Raw genomic sequence first — 14,675 nt, 5'->3', positions numbered from 1 at the left:
GGCCTGAGCCGCCGGACAGCCCCCGCCCCCCGTGGCGGTCCTAGTGGCTGTGCCGCCCACCGCCCACCGCGCGTCGGCGGACCGACGCGAAGAGGATCGCCGCCCCCGTCGCGAGAACGGCCGCACCGCCCATGGCGAGGTACGCCGTGTCGCTGTCGCCACCGGTCTCGGCGAGGTCCTGCGTGGCACCGGCCGCCTTCACGTCGTTCACGGGAGCGGCGGCGGTCGTCTCCGGTTCCGTGCCGGCCGGCTCCGCCGAGGTGTCGGCGTCCTGGTCGCCGTGGCCGTGGTGCTCGACCGTCGACTTCTCCTCGCCCTCCTCGATCTGCTCCTCGGAAGGCGCGGAGGCGCTCGGCGCCGGGGCCGGGGCCGAGCCGCCCGCCGAACCGCCACCGCTCCCACCGCTGCCGCCGAAGGTGACGTCGGAGCAGGAGTAGAACGCCTCCGGGCTGTCCGAGCGCTGCCAGATCCCGTACAGCAACTGCGCGCCCGAACGCTCCGGGAGCGTGCCGGAGAACGTGTAGTAGCCGCCCGTCGCGACCGGGTCGGTGGCCGTCGCCACCGGGTGGTCCAGGTCCAGGTCGTCCCAGGCCAGCGGCTGCGCCGGGTCGTAACCCGCCTTGGTCACGTATACCTTGAAGGTGCCCTTGTGCGGGGCGGTCACGCGGTACTTGAAGGTGTACGACCCGCTGCTCACGCTGGTCGTCGGCCAGTCCGCGCGGGCCAGGTCCAGGCCCTTGAACTCGTCGTTGCCCGCGCTGCACAGCTCGCCGTCCGGGATCAGCGACTGGTGCCGCCCGTTCGCGTCACCGATCCGGATGCCGTTCCAGTCGTAGAGCGCCTGCGTACCGCCGGCCGCGACCGCCGCCCTGCACGCCTCGGACTTCGGGCTCTCGGGGCCCTCCGCGTAGCACTGCGCGACCCGGCTGACCGGATCGCCCATCGTGCCGTGCGCCGACGCGGGCGCGGCGCCCAGCGCGGTGAGGGCCAGCGGGGTCAGGCCGAGGGCGGCGACGACGGCGGCCTTACGACGTGCAGGCATGGAAAAGCTCCTCGCAGAGGTTCTTGGGGCCCGTGGGGACGATCAGAAAGCTAGCCCCAAGAAACCGGGAAATCGCCTGCTGGGAGCAGCTGATGGAGATCCTTATGGTGCCTTTAAGGAAGTGCTCAGGCTGGGATCAGGTAGGTACCGTCGCGGCATGGACGACGAGGAGATCAGGACCGCCGGCGCCGCCGACGTGGCGGCCGTCAAGAGTGTGACCGACGCGGCGTACCGCCACTACATCGAGCGCATCGGGAAGGTGCCGCAGCCCATGGAGCGGGACCACGCGGCGAATGTGGCGGCGGGGCAGGTGTTCGTCACGGGGAGGCCCGTGCGCGGTCTGGTGGTCGTCGAGGAGCGCGTCGACCATCTGTACGTCGACAACATCGCCGTCCACCCCGACGCCCAGGGCACGGGCGTGGGGCGACGGCTGCTGCACTTCGTGGACGCACACGCGCGTGCGCTCAGCCTGCCCGAGGTCAGGCTCTACACGAACGCGCTGATGTGGGAGAACCAGAAGATCTACCCGAAGTACGGCTACGAGGTCGTGGAACGGCGAGTGGACGGGCCCTACGACCGCGTCCACTACCGCAAGCGACTGGACTGACGTCTCTCATGCGCCGGTCCGACCGGCATCAGCCGTCCGGCCACCAGGTGCGCGCGATGTCCTTTCGCACCTCCTGGCGCCCGGCGGGGCGCTCGTCGGCCTCCTCGCGGATCCGGCGGGCGTCGGACTTCTTCAGGGGCTTCTGCACGGTTACGCGGCGCATGGCTGCCTCCTTCAGTGCCTACCGAGTTCCGCGTTCTCGCGGAGGTAGACCCTTTTGGGGAGAGTTACTCATCGGAGCGGATCTGTCAGTGGTGACCATCACGATTTCGACTGGCTTTCGAGCGCTCTTCCAGCGCCGTCTGATTGTCAGTGCCGGATGTCACGCTGTGGACCATGGCGAAACACAGGGAATTCGACGCCGACGCGGACCTGGATTGGGATGCGGAGGCCGCCTCTTTCGACGACGAGCCGGATCACGGCCTGCGCGACCCCCGGGTGCGCGCCGCCTGGGCCGACCGGCTGCGCTCCTGGCTGCCCGGCCGGGCCTGCGACATCCTCGACCTGGGCTGCGGCACCGGCAGCCTGTCGCTCCTCGCGTCCGAGCAGGGACACCGGGTCACCGGAGTGGACGCCTCGCCCGCGATGGTGGACCTCGCCCGCGCCAAGCTCGCCGGCCGTGACGCGGCGTTCCTCGTCGGTGACGCGGCGACGCCGCCGGTGGGGGAGCAGCGCTTCGACGTCGTCCTCGTACGGCATGTGCTGTGGGCGCTCCCCGACCCCGGCCGCGCCCTGCGGCACTGGCGGGAGCTGCTCAGGCCCGGTGGGCGGCTGGTACTGGTGGAGGGGGTCTGGGGCACGGTCAGCCCCGTCGGCATACCCGCCGAGCGCCTCGCCGCCCTCCTGGAGCCGCTCGCCGGACAGGTGCGGGTGGAGCCACTGTCCGGCGACGCGGCGCTGTGGGGGAGGGCGGTGGACGACGAGCGGTACGCGATGGTGGCGACCGTCTAGGTCATGGCCAGGCCATGTCCCGGCCACGTCTAGGCGAGCAGCGACTCCAGACCGCCCTCGACGGAGGCGAGCGCCTCCAGCTCGTCGAGCGCGGTGACGGCGGCGGTCGCCGCCTCGGGATCCGACTCCGCCAGACCGCTCTCGGCGAACTCGTCCTCGTCCAGGCGCAGTACGTCCGTCCCGTCCGCGGAGCGCCACAGGTCCAGGTCGAGATCCTCCACGACGAGTTCGCCAGCGGAGCGCACGGAGGGCCGGGTGATGTCGCAGTACCAGCCCTTCAGGGTGCCGTCGGCGGCGCGGACCTCCTTCACCGCGTACCAGCGGTCCCGCCAGTAGTGCTCCGTGAAGACGTCCCCGGGCTCGAAGCGGACGAAGCCGAAGTCGCGGACGCCCTCGCCGGCCCAGGCGGCGCGGACGGTGACGTGGTTGCCGTCGTCGCCGATCAGCTCGGCCGGGTAACGGATCTTCGTCCGGCCCGCCTTGACCAGCACCACGTCCAACCGCTCTGCCGTCTCAGCCGAGTTCACGGACATACCGAACCTCCGTCGCGCAGATCTCGTACCCGAACCACTTGTTGATCGCGATCATCGGGCCGTTCCCGGTGTCGTTGCCGGTGAACGCCTCCCGGAACCCGGCGGCGCGGGCGCGGTGCAGGGAGTCGTTCTTGGCGAGCTTGGCCAGGCCCCTGCCGCGGTGGGCGCGGGCCGTGCCGGTCATGGCGGTGCCGTAGCGGGTGCCGCCGTCGGTGCGGGCCAGGCTGAAGGCGGCGGGCCGGCCGTCGACCACGGCGACCGTGGTGAGCTCGGGGCTCATCAGCGGCTGCCGCCAGGTCTCCTTGAGCCAGGCCTCGTAGTCCGTGAACTCGTAGTCGACATCGCTCGGTTCGTCGGCCAGCGTCGCCGAGTCCAGCTCGAACAGCGGGCGGGGATCGTCCGCGAAATCGGCGCCCGTACGCAGCTCGACACCGGGCGGCGGCGTCCGGAGCGGGGGCAGGGTGCCGTTCACGAGGTCCAGCCGGAAGAAGTGCGCGGAGCGGCTCGCCCGGTAACCGCGGCGCTCGGCGAATGCGCGGTTGCCCGGCTCGTCCAGGGCCCAGGCGAACAGCTTCGTCGCGCCGAGCCCGGCGAGGTACTCCTCGGCGGTGCGCACCAGCAGCGTGCCGGCGCCGTGGCGGACGTGCTCCGGGTGCACGTACACGTTGACGTAGCCCTGTCCCGGCTCCGGGCTGTCGTGCACGAGGCCGACCTGGGCCGTGCCGATCACCTCGCCGTCGCGCTCCGCGAGGAGCGGGCGGTAATGGGCGTCGGGGTGCATCTGGGCGACGTCGTAGGCGAGCGAGTCCGGGGTGTACATCACGAAGGGCAGGGCGGCGTCGCGGACGCGGACGAAGGCCTCGAAGTCGCTCCGGACCTCGGGGCACAGGGCACGCACGGTCACTGTCATGTGATCGGACGCTACGGGGGAGACAGGTGCGGTCGCCTCTCAATTTTCCGAGGTGTGCGGGACAATCGGCCCGTGACCTTGAAGATCGACATCGACGACAGCGCACCGTCGTACGAGCAGGTGCGGGCGCAGATCTCCGAGCAGGCGCGGACGGGGGTGCTGCCGGTCGGTTACCGGCTGCCGACCGTGCGCGGGCTGGCCGAGTCGCTGGGCCTCGCGCCGAACACGGTGGCGAAGGCCTACCGGGCGCTGGAGACCGACGGGGTGATCGAGACGCGGGGCCGCAACGGCACGTTCGTCGCCGCGGCGGGCGCGGCGGCGGAGCGGGAGTTGGCCTCGGCGGCGCAGGCCTATGTGGAGCGGGCCCAGCGGTTGGGAGTGGCCGAGGACGCGGCACTGGCCGCCGTGCGCGACGCGGTGCGGGCGGTCTACGGGACGGGCTGAGCGGGGTCCGGAACCGCCGTAGGGAGAATCAGCCGCCGAGGAGCTCCGTGAACGCCGTCGCGTCCCGCACGGCCGCCCCGTTCGGGTCGTTGTTGAAGTACGCGTACACGTCCTCGTCCACGGACCAGGTGTCCGCGATCCGGCCCGCCCAGGTCTGAAGCGACCGCCCGCCGTACCGCGGCCACTCCCGTGCCCGCCCCTCGTGGAACCGGACGTAGCCCCAGTCGGTCGTGCGCCACAGCGGGGTCACCGGGCGGGCGCGGACGTCCGCCCAGCACAGGGCGGCGCCGCGGGACTCCAGCACCTCGCGCACCCGAGGCGTCCACCACGACTCGTGCCGTGGCTCGACCGCGACCCGCACGCCGGACGGGAAGCAGGACAGACACGCGTCCAGCAGTTCCGCGTCGGCCTTCAGGGTGGGCGGGAGCTGGAGGAGGACCGGACCCAGCCGCGGGCCCAGGCCCTCCGCGTGCGCCAGCAGCCGGCCGACCGGCTCCCGGGGTTCCTTCAGCCGCTTGATGTGGGTCAGATAGCGGCTCGCCTTGACCGCGACCACGAAGTCCCCCGGGACCCGCTCCCGCCAGGCCGCGAAGTTCTCCCGCGACGGCAACCGGTAGAAGGCGTTGTTGATCTCGACCGTCGGGAAGCGCGTCGCGTACTCCTCCAGCCAGAGCCGCATCGGACAGCCGGCCGGATAGAGCACGCCCCGCCAGTCCTTGTACTGCCATCCGGACGTGCCGACGAACCGGGTCATACATCCATCAAAGCACCGGCTCCATCACGGCACCGGCTCGATCAACGCACCGGCTAGAGATACAGACCCGCGTCCGCCCCCTCGCGCGGCTCCGGCACCGCCGTCGGGGACGTGCCCCGGCGCAGCGCGTACAGCTCCGCCAGGGTGGCCCCCTCGCGGCCCACGCCCTCCTCCGAGCCCAGCCAGTCCACGGCCTCCCGACGGGTCAGCCGACCCACCTCGATACGGGCCAGACAGCGGCCGGGACGGACGACGGCCGGGTGGAGACGCTCCAGATCCTCGTTGGTCGTCACACCGACCAGGACGTTGCGTCCCTGGCCGAGCAGACCGTCGGTGAGGTTCAGCAGCCGGGAGAGCGCCTGGCCTGCCGTGTGCTTGGCCTCGCCGCGGATCAGCTCGTCGCAGTCCTCCAGGAGCAGCAGCCGCCAGCGGCCCTTGCCCGTGGAGTCGTCCTCGCCGATGGCGATGTCCATCAGATACCCGACGTCGGAGAAGAGCCGCTCGGGGTCCAGGACACAGTCCACCTGGCACCAGTCCCGCCAGGAACGGGCCAGCGTGCGCAGCGCCGAGGTCTTGCCGGTGCCCGGCGGGCCGTGCAGCAGCAGGAGCCGGCCCGCGATGTTCTCGGGGGTCGTCCGCATCAGACCGGTCATCGCCTCGGCCACCGGCGCGGTGTAGTTGTCCCGCACCTCGTCCCAGGTGCCCGCCGCGATCTGCCGGGTGGTGCGGTGCGGGCCGCGGCGCGGGGAGTAGTACCAGAACCCCATGGTCACGTTCTCCGGCTGCGGCTCGGGCTCGTCGGTGGCGCCCTCCGTGGCCTGGTCGAGGACCTTCTGCGCCAGCTCGGCGCTGGTCGCGGTGACCGTGACGTCCGCGCCGCGGTTCCAGCGGGAGACCAGCAGGGTCCAGCCGTCGCCCTCCGCCAGGGTGGCGCTGCGGTCGTCGTCGCGGGCGATCCGCAGGACGCGGGCGCTGTCCGGGAGCAGGGTCGCACCGGACCGTACGCGGTCGATGTTCGCCGCGTGCGCGTACGGCTGCTCGCCCGTCGCGAAGCGGCCGAGGAACAGCGCGTCGACGACGTCGGACGGGGAGTCGCTGTCGTCGACGTTGAGCCGGATCGGCAGAGCGTCGTGTGGGTTCGCAGACATGCCCGCCATGATCCGGCACGGGCGCGTCACATGCATCCGGTTTCCGTAGTGCGTCCCGTGTGTCGGATGAGACCGTTTACAGAGCCTCCGTCCTGTTACAAGGCTGTACATATCAAACCCCTGCCGCAGCAGTCGATCCCGCGATTACTGTTGTCCTCGATGGGACGTCATGGGTGGAATTCGGGGGCACGGCGGTGGCGGCTCACCGCACTGCTCGGTGTGGGCGCGGCCGCTCTGGCACTGGTCGTGACCCTCCTCAACACGCTTCCTGGGAACGGCGCGAGCACCGACGGCACCTCACGCGACGGCGACAAGGTGCACGGCACCCCCACCAGCACACCGGACGCGGAGACCCCGGAGGTGGGCTGGGGTTTCACACACACGCAGTTCAGCGCCGACGAGGGCGGCGCGGCCGCCGTCGAGCGGGTCGAGGGACGCCTCGCGGACGTCGGCGGACTGCCGCAGAACCAGCACATCATGGGCTGGGGGGCCGACAACCCGGAGCCGGTCAAGGGGCGTTACGACTTCGAGGACCTGGACCGCCGGATCGACTTCGTCCGCGCCTCCGGCTCCACGCCGGTCGTGACCCTGTGCTGCGCCCCGGACTGGATGAAGGGCGGCGAGGCCGGCGTCGGCAACACCGACTGGAGTCAGGCCTCGCTGGAGACCGCGCCGGAGCCCGCGCACTTCAAGGACTACGCCGCGCTCGCCGCGACGGTCGCCAAACGCTACCCGGACGTCCGGCACTTCATCGTCTGGAACGAGTTCAAGGGCTTCTGGAACGACGCCGAGGCCCGCTGGGACTACGAGGGCTACACACGGCTCTACAACCTCGTCTACAAGGCGCTGAAGAAGGTCAACCCCGAGATCATGGTCGGCGGACCGTATCTCGTGATGGACAGTCTCGACCCGCGCTCCTCGGACGCCTCCGCCACCTTCAAGGGCCCCTGGGGCGCGATGGACCAGCGGATCCTCGACGCCTTCGACTACTGGAACAAGAACAAGGCCGGCGCCGACTTCGTGGTCGTGGACGGCTCCAGCTACACCAACGACGACGAACTCCTGCCGAACGAGTTCGCGGCGACCGAGAAGTTCACCGCGGTCAGCCGATGGGTGCGCGAGCAGACCGGCGACCTGCCGCTGTGGTGGGCCGAGTACTACGTCGAACCCGCCGACAGCAGGGACGAACGCGAGGGCTGGTCCGAGAGCCGCCGGGTCGCCGTGCAGGCCGCCGGGATGATCGCCCTCGCCAAGGGCGGCACCACCTCCGCCTTCTACTGGAACCCGGAGAACGAGAAGGGCACCGCCTGCCCGGGCTGCCTCTGGACGCCGACCAGCGGGAAGGACGGCGGGCAGGAGCTGCCGATGTTCGACCTGGTGAGCCGGTTCAGCAAGGCGTTCGCGCCGGGCACCGCGTACAGGACGGTGTCCGTCGCCGCCGACGACGTGCCCAATGTGTGGGTCCTCGCCACCGACAAGATGGTCCTGGTGGTCAACACCCTCGACCGGCAGATCAGCGCGAAGGTGGATGGTCAGACGTTCGACATGGCGGCCTACGAGGTCAAGTGGCTCAGCCGCTGAGCCGCTTGACCTCGTAGGAACCGCACGGCGCTACTTCATGGTCAGGAACCGCTGCACCAGCGAGGCCAGCAGCACCGCCAGCAGCGGCAGTGAGAACCAGAAGCTGCTCTGGAGCCACCGCAGTTGCCGCACGCTCGGCCGGACCGCGACCCGGATCACCTCGCGTGCCGTCAGCAGCACGATCAGGGCGAGGGCCGCGAGACCGCCCACCACCGACCAGGGCGTCCACGTCACCTGCGGCCCGATCGGGCCCGGATCCGCCTGCGGCACCTTGCCCGCGGGCTGCTTGGCCAGCGCGTACATGGTGACGTCCGTGTTGACGAAGACCTTCTTCAGCTCCGCCCGCTTGTCCAGGTTCTGGATCAGCCGCGGCTCCCAGGACTTCGAGTAGCCGACGTCCAGTTCGAGATAGGTCACCTGGCTGCGGTTGATCATCAGATACGAGTTCGGCCCCGCGTCCCTGAGCGCCTTGACCAGGCTCGACACCAGCACCGGGTCGGTCGGTGCCAGCGTCGGCACGTACTCGACCTTCTCCATGTCCCGGGCGCCCCACGGCATCGCAGGCGTCACGTTGTCGACCGTGTCGTTGCTCAGCCACAGCAACCGGACCGTCGGGTCGTCGTGGGCGTACACGTACTCCATCGCGGCGACCTCGCCAGGCCGGATCCGCTCGAACGGCTCGTTGCCCCAACGGGCGATCAGGAAGCCGCCCATGAGGAGCAGACCCGCCATGAGCGCGGCCAGCGGGGCCAGGCTCACCCGGTCCTTGTCGCGTTCCTTCGCCGTGATCCCGGTGCGCGGGAACAGCGCGAGGCCCATCAGCAGGGCCGCGCCGGGCAGGGCGAACATGAAGACCCGCAGCGCCATCTCGCCGCCGTAGGACTGCATGCCGAAGCCCAGGAACGGCACGAAGGTCAGCACGAGCAGCGAGCGCTCCCGGTAGTGGTGGTCGCGGCGGCGCCACCAGCCCCAGCAGGCGAACGCCATCACGCCGCCGGCCAGCAGTACGCGGGTGTAGAGGACGAGCTTGTGCGTCGAACTGCCGCCCTCGATACGACCGCCCACCGACGACTGCACATTGCCGCCGACGCCGCCGACCCCGCCGAAGAGCTCGTCGAAGTGCCCGGACCAGTACGGCTCGGCCATGAAGCCCACCCACACGGCCACCATGACGGCGAACAGGATGGGCAGACCGCGCAGTTCGGACTTGCCGATCATCACCAGCGCCGCCAGCACGCCCAGCATCACGAACGGGGTGAGCTGGTGGGCCGGGACGCTCGCCGCGAACAGCCCTATGAGGACCATCAGCAGGACCGCGCGCTGCCGTCGGTTCGCCGGCTCGACCTCCGCCTCGCCGGGTCGCTTCGTCGTCCAGATCACCCGCGGGGCGCGGAAGTAGACCAGCAGGAGCGCCGCGAACACCAGATAGAGGAGATACGTGAAGCCCTGCGGGGAGAAGTAGTCCTGGCCGACCCAGCCGGACAGCACGAACACCCACAGGCCGGTCCACTTGGCCCGCCAGCTCGCCCGCATCGAGCGGACCAGCAGGAACATCGGTGCCAGATAGAGGAGTTGGATGGCCAGCGGCCACCAGCGGATCACTTCGGTGAAGTCCGTGACCCCGCAGGCCTCGGCGACGAACGCGGCCGCCGCGAAGAAGCCCGGCCAGCTCCAGCGCGCGTCCAGGTCGGGCACGGCCGAGCCGGTCCGGTCGATGTAGTCGAGGAAGCCCAGATGCTGCCAGGCGGTCGCGAACCGGGGTTCCGTCTCGATCACCGCGGGCAGCGCGTGCAGCGACACGACCGTCGCCAGCAGCGTCACCAGCAGCAGCGCCTTGTGCTCACGGCCCAGCCAGAGCAGCGAGGCGAAGGCCACGGCCAGCAGCGCGGCACCGACCAGGGTGGGCAGCGGCAGCACGGAGATCAGCCCGAGCCCGCCCATCTCGTCCAGGTCGGCCTCGCCGAGGCGCAGCGCGGGCACCCAGTACAGCAGCAGCGCGGCGGTCAGCAGACACCCGAGCACGACCCCGACCCGGCTGGGCTGGAGCCGCTCCCGCCACGACAGGAGCGGCGGCTCCTCTGACACCAAAACCTCTTCCCGTACGGGCGGCTCCTCCCGTACGACCGCGCGGGCGGGCTCGAAGGGCGCGTCCACCTCCGGCTCGGCCGGGCCTTCGGGCACCTCCACCGGTCCCAGCGAGGCCTCGGACCCCGGCTCCCGCTCCTCCACCGGCAGCCCCACCTCGGGCAGCTTCGCCCAGGTCGGGCGGTGCGGCTCCGGGTGCGGCTCGGGACGCACCACGGGCGTACCCGTGGGCGGTGTGCCCGGACCGGGCCGGACGTCGGGGCGGCGCTCCAGGTGGTCGAAGTCGACGTGGATGCCGAGACCGAGCGTGTCCTGGTCCAGCGCCCAGGCGGGCCCGCGCCTGCGGACGCCCAGCGGGACGGTGGCCTCGCGCGCCCCCAGGTCGGCGAGGTCCCCGTCGGGCGCCGCGTCCTCGGGGACGGCCCCCGCGGGCGAAGCCTTGAGGATCTTGTACAGCTTGGGCGCCGCGATCGCCACGATCACCGCGAGCGAGGAGATCTCCGCGACACCGGCGCCGGTCAGCCCCATCCGGGGGAGCAGCAGCAGCGTCAGCCCGAGCACCAGAGCGCACAACAGGCCCTGGAGCCACGCCAGTCCGGCCGTACGGCTCTGCGCGCGCAGCACCGCGAAGTACGTCTCCATGACGACCCGCAGCACCGCGCCGACCGCGAACCAGCGCAGCAGCGGGGTCGCCGCGTCCGCGTAGCCCGTGCCGAAGACGCCGAGGATCCAGGGCGCGCCGAAGAACAGGACCGCGCACACCGGCAGCATGATCCGCGCCATGCGCCTGAGCGCGGCCCGGGTGTTGGCGGCCAGCCGGCCCGGGTCGTGGGAGCCCTCGACCGTGAGGGAGGCGCCCATGTTGATGGCGAGCAGGTTGACCGTGCCGCCGATGGTCGTCGTGATGTAGAAGTACGCGTTGTCCTCGGAGCTGACCTGCGCGGCGACGATCACCGGGACCAGGTAGACCACGGCGAGCGAGAAGAGGGAGCCGGTGTAGTCGCCCGCGAGGAAGCGCCCGATCTCCTTCATCGACGGCGGCCGCGCATGGTCCTCGGTCGCCTTCACATGCCGGGCCACCAGCCGCCGGAACACCAGCCAGCCCAGCGGCAGCACCGACACCGCGATGGCCGCGACCCACGACACGAAGACGCCCATGGTGGGGATCGCGGTGGCGAAGGCGACCAGCAGCACCAGCTTCACCGCGGAGAACACGGTGTTGCCGACCGGCACCCACAGCGCGCTGCGCAGCCCGGTCAGCACCCCGTCCTGAAGGGTCAGCACCGACCAGGCGACGACCGCGAGCACGAAGAACAGCGCGTGCGAGGGGTCGTTGAGGAAGCCGTACGACGGCCCCCACAGGCCCAGCGTGAGCAGGAAGACGCCCGCGGCCAGCGCCACGATCACCGAACTGCCCGCGTACGTACGGAAGATGAGTCGTCCGGTGGCCCGGCCCGCGACCGGTATGAAGCGGGCCAGGGCGCCGGTCAGGGTCACCGCGGTCAGCCCCGCGAGGAGCTTCATCGCGGCGATCGCGGCGGAGCCCTGCCCGACCGCGGACTCGGAGTAGTGGCGGGCCGCGGCCAGCCAGAAGCCCAGCCCGAGCACGGCGGAGATGCCCGTGTTCAGCATCAGGGCGTAGGCGTTGCGGAACAGCTGGCTGCCGCCCGGCGACCGGCCTATCCCGGGTAGCCGGAAGCGGCGCCCCGACTGCTCGGGCGCCTCGGTGACGGGCTCGGTGGCCTCGGGGGTGGTCGTCGTGTCAGACACGGGAACGGATGGCCTTCCGGCGGACCTGTCGTGCTCTTCGGACCATGGCGTACCCCTTGGTGAACGCGCGGTCCCGGGCGAAGTTCCGGGCGATGGCCCGGCCTTCGATCAGCCGACGGAACTCCTCGGCGTCCGTACCGCGCCGCACGGTGACCCGTAGCAGCGCGTACGGCCCCTGGCGGCGACGGGCGAGGCCGTTGCCGACGGCGAGCGCCTGGGCGTACCCCGTCTCACGGACCTTCTCCCGCACCCGGCGGCTGGAGTAGCCGTACGGGTAGGCGAACGAGGCCGGGACGGTGCCGAGTTGGTCGGCCACGATCTCCTTGCAGAGGATCAGCTCGCGGCGCAGGGAGTCGTCGTCGAGCTGGTCGAGCTGCGGGTGGGTGTGGCTGTGCCCGCCGATCTCGACGCCCTCCGCGGCGAGTTCGCGCACCTGCGGCCAGTCCAGCATGGTGTCCAGGGCCCGGCCGTTGTCGTGCGGGCCGCGCAGCCACCCGGTGGACACGAACAGCGTGGCCGGGAAGCCGTGCTTGGCGAGCACGGGCAGGGCGTGCCGGTGCACCCCCTCGTAGCCGTCGTCGAAGGTGACCAGCACCGGGTGCTCGGGCAGCGGACGGCCCGAGCGCCAGTGCGCCGCCAACTCGGCCGTGGTGACGGGCGTGTGGCCCGAGTCGCCGATGATCTCCATCTGCTCGGCGAAGGCCTCCGGGGTGACGGACAGCTCGCGGGTGGCCTCGTTCGGGTCGGCCGCCACCGCGTGGTACATGAGCACCGGCACGCGCGTGTCAGCCATCGGAGCCCCCCTCGATCCGCGCCACCTGGAACGTGGCGCCGCCCTTCCGGGCCCGGACACTGCCCACCACGTACCCACCGGCGGCCGTCAGCACCCCCGCGACGATCGCGCCCGCCCGCCCGGCGCCGCCCGGCCGGGCCAGCGCGGCGTCGCGCAGTCCGCGCACCACCCCGGCGGGCAGCACCCGGGTGGTGTACCGGCGTTCGGACTCGAGTCCCTTGTCCGCGCCGACACTTCGCGCCACCAGCGCCTTCGACAGGCCCTCGGCGTAGGCGCGGGTGCGGAAGTACCCGAAGTGCTCACGTGCCTCGGGCACCCGGTGATGGATCACCGCCCGGTCGTCGATCAGCAGGACCGCGTCGGGCCGCGCCCGGGTGAGCCGGATGCACAGCTCCGTCTCCTCGCAGCCCAGCGGCCGCTTGTCGCCGTCCCGCCCGATACCGGTGGCGAAACCGCCGGCCGCGTCGAACGCCGTACGCCGGAACGAGGCGTTGCCCCCGAGCACGTTGCGCACCCGCACCAGACCGGGCGGCAGCCCCTTGTACGTGCAGCCCACCACCCAGTCGAACTCCTCGGGGAACCAGGCCGGACGACGTCCCGACGCCCAGATCGGCACCGTACGACCGCCCACGGCCATCACCCGCGGGTCGGCGTACCCGGCGGCGAAGTGGCGCAGCCAGTCCCGTTCGGCGACGGCGTCGTCGTCGAGGAAGGCGACCACCTCGCCGCGCGAGGCGGCGATCCCGGTGTTGCGCCCCGCGGACAGGCCACGGGGGCCCGCGTTGGCGAGCACCCGCACCTCACCGGAGTCCGAGAAGTCCTTGTACTCCTTGGCCAGCCGGTCCAGGAGCGCCGTGTTGTGGTCGACGACCAGCAGCGTCTCCCGCGCCGGGTACGACTGCGCACCGACCGAGGAGACCGCCGCGAGGATGTCCTCCCAGCGGTCCTCGGTGTACACGCAGATCACGACGGAGATGTCGGGACCGCTCAAGACACCTCTCCCCGGACCGAGTCGAGCATCGGGGAGTGATGGGCCTGGCGGCGCAGCTCACGCCGGTTGGAGCGCTCGCCGAGGATCACCTTGAGCACCCGGAACCCGTCCCGCACGGCGCGCAGGTTGCTGGCGCCGTGGATGCGGAGGTACTCGTAGCTGGGTATCTCCTGCACCTTCAGGCCCGCCTTGACCACCCTGATGTTGATCAGGGTCTCGATCTCGAAGCCCGTGCAGTCGAGGTCGATCTTGTCCAGGCAGTGCCGCCAGAACGCGTTGTATCCGTAGCAGAGATCCGTGTAGCGGGCGCCGAACTTGCGGTTGACGATGGTGCACAGCGCCCAGTTGCCGAGCTTGCGGATGAAGGTCATGTCGTCCGTGCCGCCGCCGTTGGCGAACCGGGACCCCTTGGCGAAGTCCGCGCCCGAGACCAGGGCGGAGACATAGCTGAGGATCTCGTTGCCGTCGGCCGAGCCGTCCGCGTCGACCATCACGATGATGTCGCCGGTGCACGCCTCGAACCCGGTGATCAGCGCGTCGCCCTTGCCCTTGCCGGACTGCCGGACGACCTTCACCTCCGGCCACAGATCGCGGGCCACTTGGACGGTGTCGTCCGTGGAGTTCCCGTCCACCAGGACCACTTCGTGGATCCAGTCGGGCAGGGTCTTGAAGACGTACGGAAGGTTCTCCGCCTCGTTCATGGCGGGGATCACGACACTCACCGGTGGCGCTATGGCCAGGTGAGTGGAGACAGGCCGGTACTTCCCGGCCGTGGACAGATCCTGGCCCGTGGTCGCCGAGCGCAGCACTGAGCTCATGAGTCTGGTTCCCTCTCGTCCGGCTGGACCGCCCGCCCCTGGGCGGCCCGGCTGTTGTCCGGTTCGAAAGGGGGGTTTGTTCACCTACGGCATGCCGAAAGGGATCTCCGAGCACGCCCGGGTGAGCTGGCAAAGCCGGCCGACGACCAAAACGGCCGCCGGTCGCGCGGCACGACTCGGTCACAAGTGCGGTCACCGAGCACGGCACCCCCCTACCGCGCCCCGCCCCGGTCCGTCGCGGTCCTTGA

General features: G+C 71.1%; 14 protein-coding genes. 4 read left to right on the top strand and 10 right to left on the bottom strand.

The window, feature by feature from the left end; translation table 11 throughout:
- Window positions 1-40 precede the first annotated feature (40 nt).
- Window positions 41-1,042 (bottom strand): lytic polysaccharide monooxygenase auxiliary activity family 9 protein, encoded by a 1,002-nt coding sequence (locus ABKA17_RS31880; RefSeq protein ID WP_353695765.1) that lies wholly within the window; start codon window positions 1,040-1,042, stop codon window positions 41-43.
- 157 nt (window positions 1,043-1,199) lie between these two features.
- Here ABKA17_RS31880 and ABKA17_RS31875 point away from each other — a divergent pair, with 157 nt between their 5' ends.
- On the top strand, window positions 1,200-1,649 hold the full coding sequence (locus ABKA17_RS31875; protein ID WP_353695764.1) for a GNAT family N-acetyltransferase: 450 nt from the start codon (window positions 1,200-1,202) through the stop codon (window positions 1,647-1,649).
- A gap of 28 nt (window positions 1,650-1,677) precedes the next feature.
- Here the strand turns inward: ABKA17_RS31875 and ABKA17_RS31870 are convergent, their stop codons facing one another.
- Entirely contained in the window at window positions 1,678-1,812 is a 135-nt protein-coding gene (locus ABKA17_RS31870; RefSeq protein ID WP_353695763.1) for a hypothetical protein, read from the bottom strand.
- A 173-nt stretch (window positions 1,813-1,985) separates the two neighbouring features.
- Here ABKA17_RS31870 and ABKA17_RS31865 point away from each other — a divergent pair, with 173 nt between their 5' ends.
- A complete protein-coding gene (locus ABKA17_RS31865) occupies window positions 1,986-2,600 on the top strand; it encodes a class I SAM-dependent methyltransferase (RefSeq protein WP_353695762.1) in 615 nt (204 codons plus the stop codon).
- A gap of 29 nt (window positions 2,601-2,629) precedes the next feature.
- On the opposite strand, the gene ABKA17_RS31860 is transcribed toward ABKA17_RS31865, so the two are convergent.
- Both ABKA17_RS31860 and ABKA17_RS31855 read right to left on the bottom strand, forming a co-directional pair.
- On the bottom strand, window positions 2,630-3,133 hold the full coding sequence (locus ABKA17_RS31860) for a ribonuclease FAU-1 family protein (protein ID WP_353695761.1): 504 nt from the start codon (window positions 3,131-3,133) through the stop codon (window positions 2,630-2,632).
- Window positions 3,114-4,043 (bottom strand): GNAT family N-acetyltransferase, encoded by a 930-nt coding sequence (locus ABKA17_RS31855; RefSeq protein WP_353695760.1) that lies wholly within the window; start codon window positions 4,041-4,043, stop codon window positions 3,114-3,116. The genes ABKA17_RS31860 and ABKA17_RS31855 overlap by 20 nt, the downstream gene beginning before the upstream one ends.
- A gap of 72 nt (window positions 4,044-4,115) precedes the next feature.
- Here ABKA17_RS31855 and ABKA17_RS31850 point away from each other — a divergent pair, with 72 nt between their 5' ends.
- Complete coding sequence (locus ABKA17_RS31850) at window positions 4,116-4,487, top strand: GntR family transcriptional regulator (protein ID WP_353695759.1); 372 nt, start codon at window positions 4,116-4,118, stop codon at window positions 4,485-4,487.
- A gap of 28 nt (window positions 4,488-4,515) precedes the next feature.
- On the opposite strand, the gene ABKA17_RS31845 is transcribed toward ABKA17_RS31850, so the two are convergent.
- Window positions 4,516-5,241 carry a DUF72 domain-containing protein gene (locus ABKA17_RS31845; RefSeq protein ID WP_353695758.1) on the bottom strand — a complete coding sequence of 242 codons (726 nt, stop codon included), beginning with the start codon at window positions 5,239-5,241 and terminating at the stop codon, window positions 4,516-4,518.
- Between the two features lie 53 nt (window positions 5,242-5,294).
- Window positions 5,295-6,389 (bottom strand): DUF5925 domain-containing protein, encoded by a 1,095-nt coding sequence (locus tag ABKA17_RS31840; protein ID WP_353695757.1) that lies wholly within the window; start codon window positions 6,387-6,389, stop codon window positions 5,295-5,297.
- A gap of 159 nt (window positions 6,390-6,548) precedes the next feature.
- Here ABKA17_RS31840 and ABKA17_RS31835 point away from each other — a divergent pair, with 159 nt between their 5' ends.
- Entirely contained in the window at window positions 6,549-7,970 is a 1,422-nt protein-coding gene (locus ABKA17_RS31835; RefSeq protein ID WP_353695756.1) for a GH39 family glycosyl hydrolase, read from the top strand.
- A gap of 30 nt (window positions 7,971-8,000) precedes the next feature.
- Here ABKA17_RS31835 and ABKA17_RS31830 read toward each other — a convergent pair whose 3' ends face one another.
- The 4 genes from ABKA17_RS31830 to ABKA17_RS31815 are packed head-to-tail and all read right to left on the bottom strand — an operon-like array spanning window position 8,001 to window position 14,427.
- On the bottom strand, window positions 8,001-11,825 hold the full coding sequence (locus ABKA17_RS31830) for a lipopolysaccharide biosynthesis protein (protein WP_353695755.1): 3,825 nt from the start codon (window positions 11,823-11,825) through the stop codon (window positions 8,001-8,003).
- Complete coding sequence (locus tag ABKA17_RS31825) at window positions 11,818-12,618, bottom strand: polysaccharide deacetylase family protein (RefSeq protein WP_353695754.1); 801 nt, start codon at window positions 12,616-12,618, stop codon at window positions 11,818-11,820. The genes ABKA17_RS31830 and ABKA17_RS31825 overlap by 8 nt, the downstream gene beginning before the upstream one ends.
- On the bottom strand, window positions 12,611-13,609 hold the full coding sequence (locus tag ABKA17_RS31820; protein ID WP_353695753.1) for a glycosyltransferase family 2 protein: 999 nt from the start codon (window positions 13,607-13,609) through the stop codon (window positions 12,611-12,613). The genes ABKA17_RS31825 and ABKA17_RS31820 overlap by 8 nt, the downstream gene beginning before the upstream one ends.
- Window positions 13,606-14,427: a glycosyltransferase family 2 protein gene (locus ABKA17_RS31815; protein WP_353695752.1), complete on the bottom strand. Its 822-nt coding sequence runs from the start codon at window positions 14,425-14,427 to the stop codon at window positions 13,606-13,608. The genes ABKA17_RS31820 and ABKA17_RS31815 overlap by 4 nt, the downstream gene beginning before the upstream one ends.
- Between the last annotated feature and the right edge of the window lie 248 nt (window positions 14,428-14,675).

This window comes from Streptomyces sp. RG80 (genome assembly GCF_040446465.1).
Lineage (GTDB): Bacteria > Actinomycetota > Actinomycetes > Streptomycetales > Streptomycetaceae > Streptomyces.
Note: the sequence above shows the minus strand (reverse complement) of the source record. Positions and strands in the feature narration are given on the sequence as shown.

What these genes read in the sequence shown, in the direction of transcription:
- ABKA17_RS31880 (WP_353695765.1), bottom strand. Translation starts at nt 1,042, where the DNA reads ATGCCTGCACGTCGTAAGGCCGCCGTCGTCGCCGCCCTCGGCCTGACC.
- ABKA17_RS31875 (WP_353695764.1), top strand. Translation starts at nt 1,200, where the DNA reads ATGGACGACGAGGAGATCAGGACCGCCGGCGCCGCCGACGTGGCGGCC.
- ABKA17_RS31870 (WP_353695763.1), bottom strand. Translation starts at nt 1,812, where the DNA reads ATGCGCCGCGTAACCGTGCAGAAGCCCCTGAAGAAGTCCGACGCCCGC.
- ABKA17_RS31865 (WP_353695762.1), top strand. Translation starts at nt 1,986, where the DNA reads ATGGCGAAACACAGGGAATTCGACGCCGACGCGGACCTGGATTGGGAT.
- ABKA17_RS31860 (WP_353695761.1), bottom strand. Translation starts at nt 3,133, where the DNA reads ATGTCCGTGAACTCGGCTGAGACGGCAGAGCGGTTGGACGTGGTGCTG.
- ABKA17_RS31855 (WP_353695760.1), bottom strand. Translation starts at nt 4,043, where the DNA reads ATGACAGTGACCGTGCGTGCCCTGTGCCCCGAGGTCCGGAGCGACTTC.
- ABKA17_RS31845 (WP_353695758.1), bottom strand. Translation starts at nt 5,241, where the DNA reads ATGACCCGGTTCGTCGGCACGTCCGGATGGCAGTACAAGGACTGGCGG.
- ABKA17_RS31840 (WP_353695757.1), bottom strand. Translation starts at nt 6,389, where the DNA reads ATGTCTGCGAACCCACACGACGCTCTGCCGATCCGGCTCAACGTCGAC.
- ABKA17_RS31835 (WP_353695756.1), top strand. Translation starts at nt 6,549, where the DNA reads ATGGGACGTCATGGGTGGAATTCGGGGGCACGGCGGTGGCGGCTCACC.
- ABKA17_RS31825 (WP_353695754.1), bottom strand. Translation starts at nt 12,618, where the DNA reads ATGGCTGACACGCGCGTGCCGGTGCTCATGTACCACGCGGTGGCGGCC.
- ABKA17_RS31815 (WP_353695752.1), bottom strand. Translation starts at nt 14,427, where the DNA reads ATGAGCTCAGTGCTGCGCTCGGCGACCACGGGCCAGGATCTGTCCACG.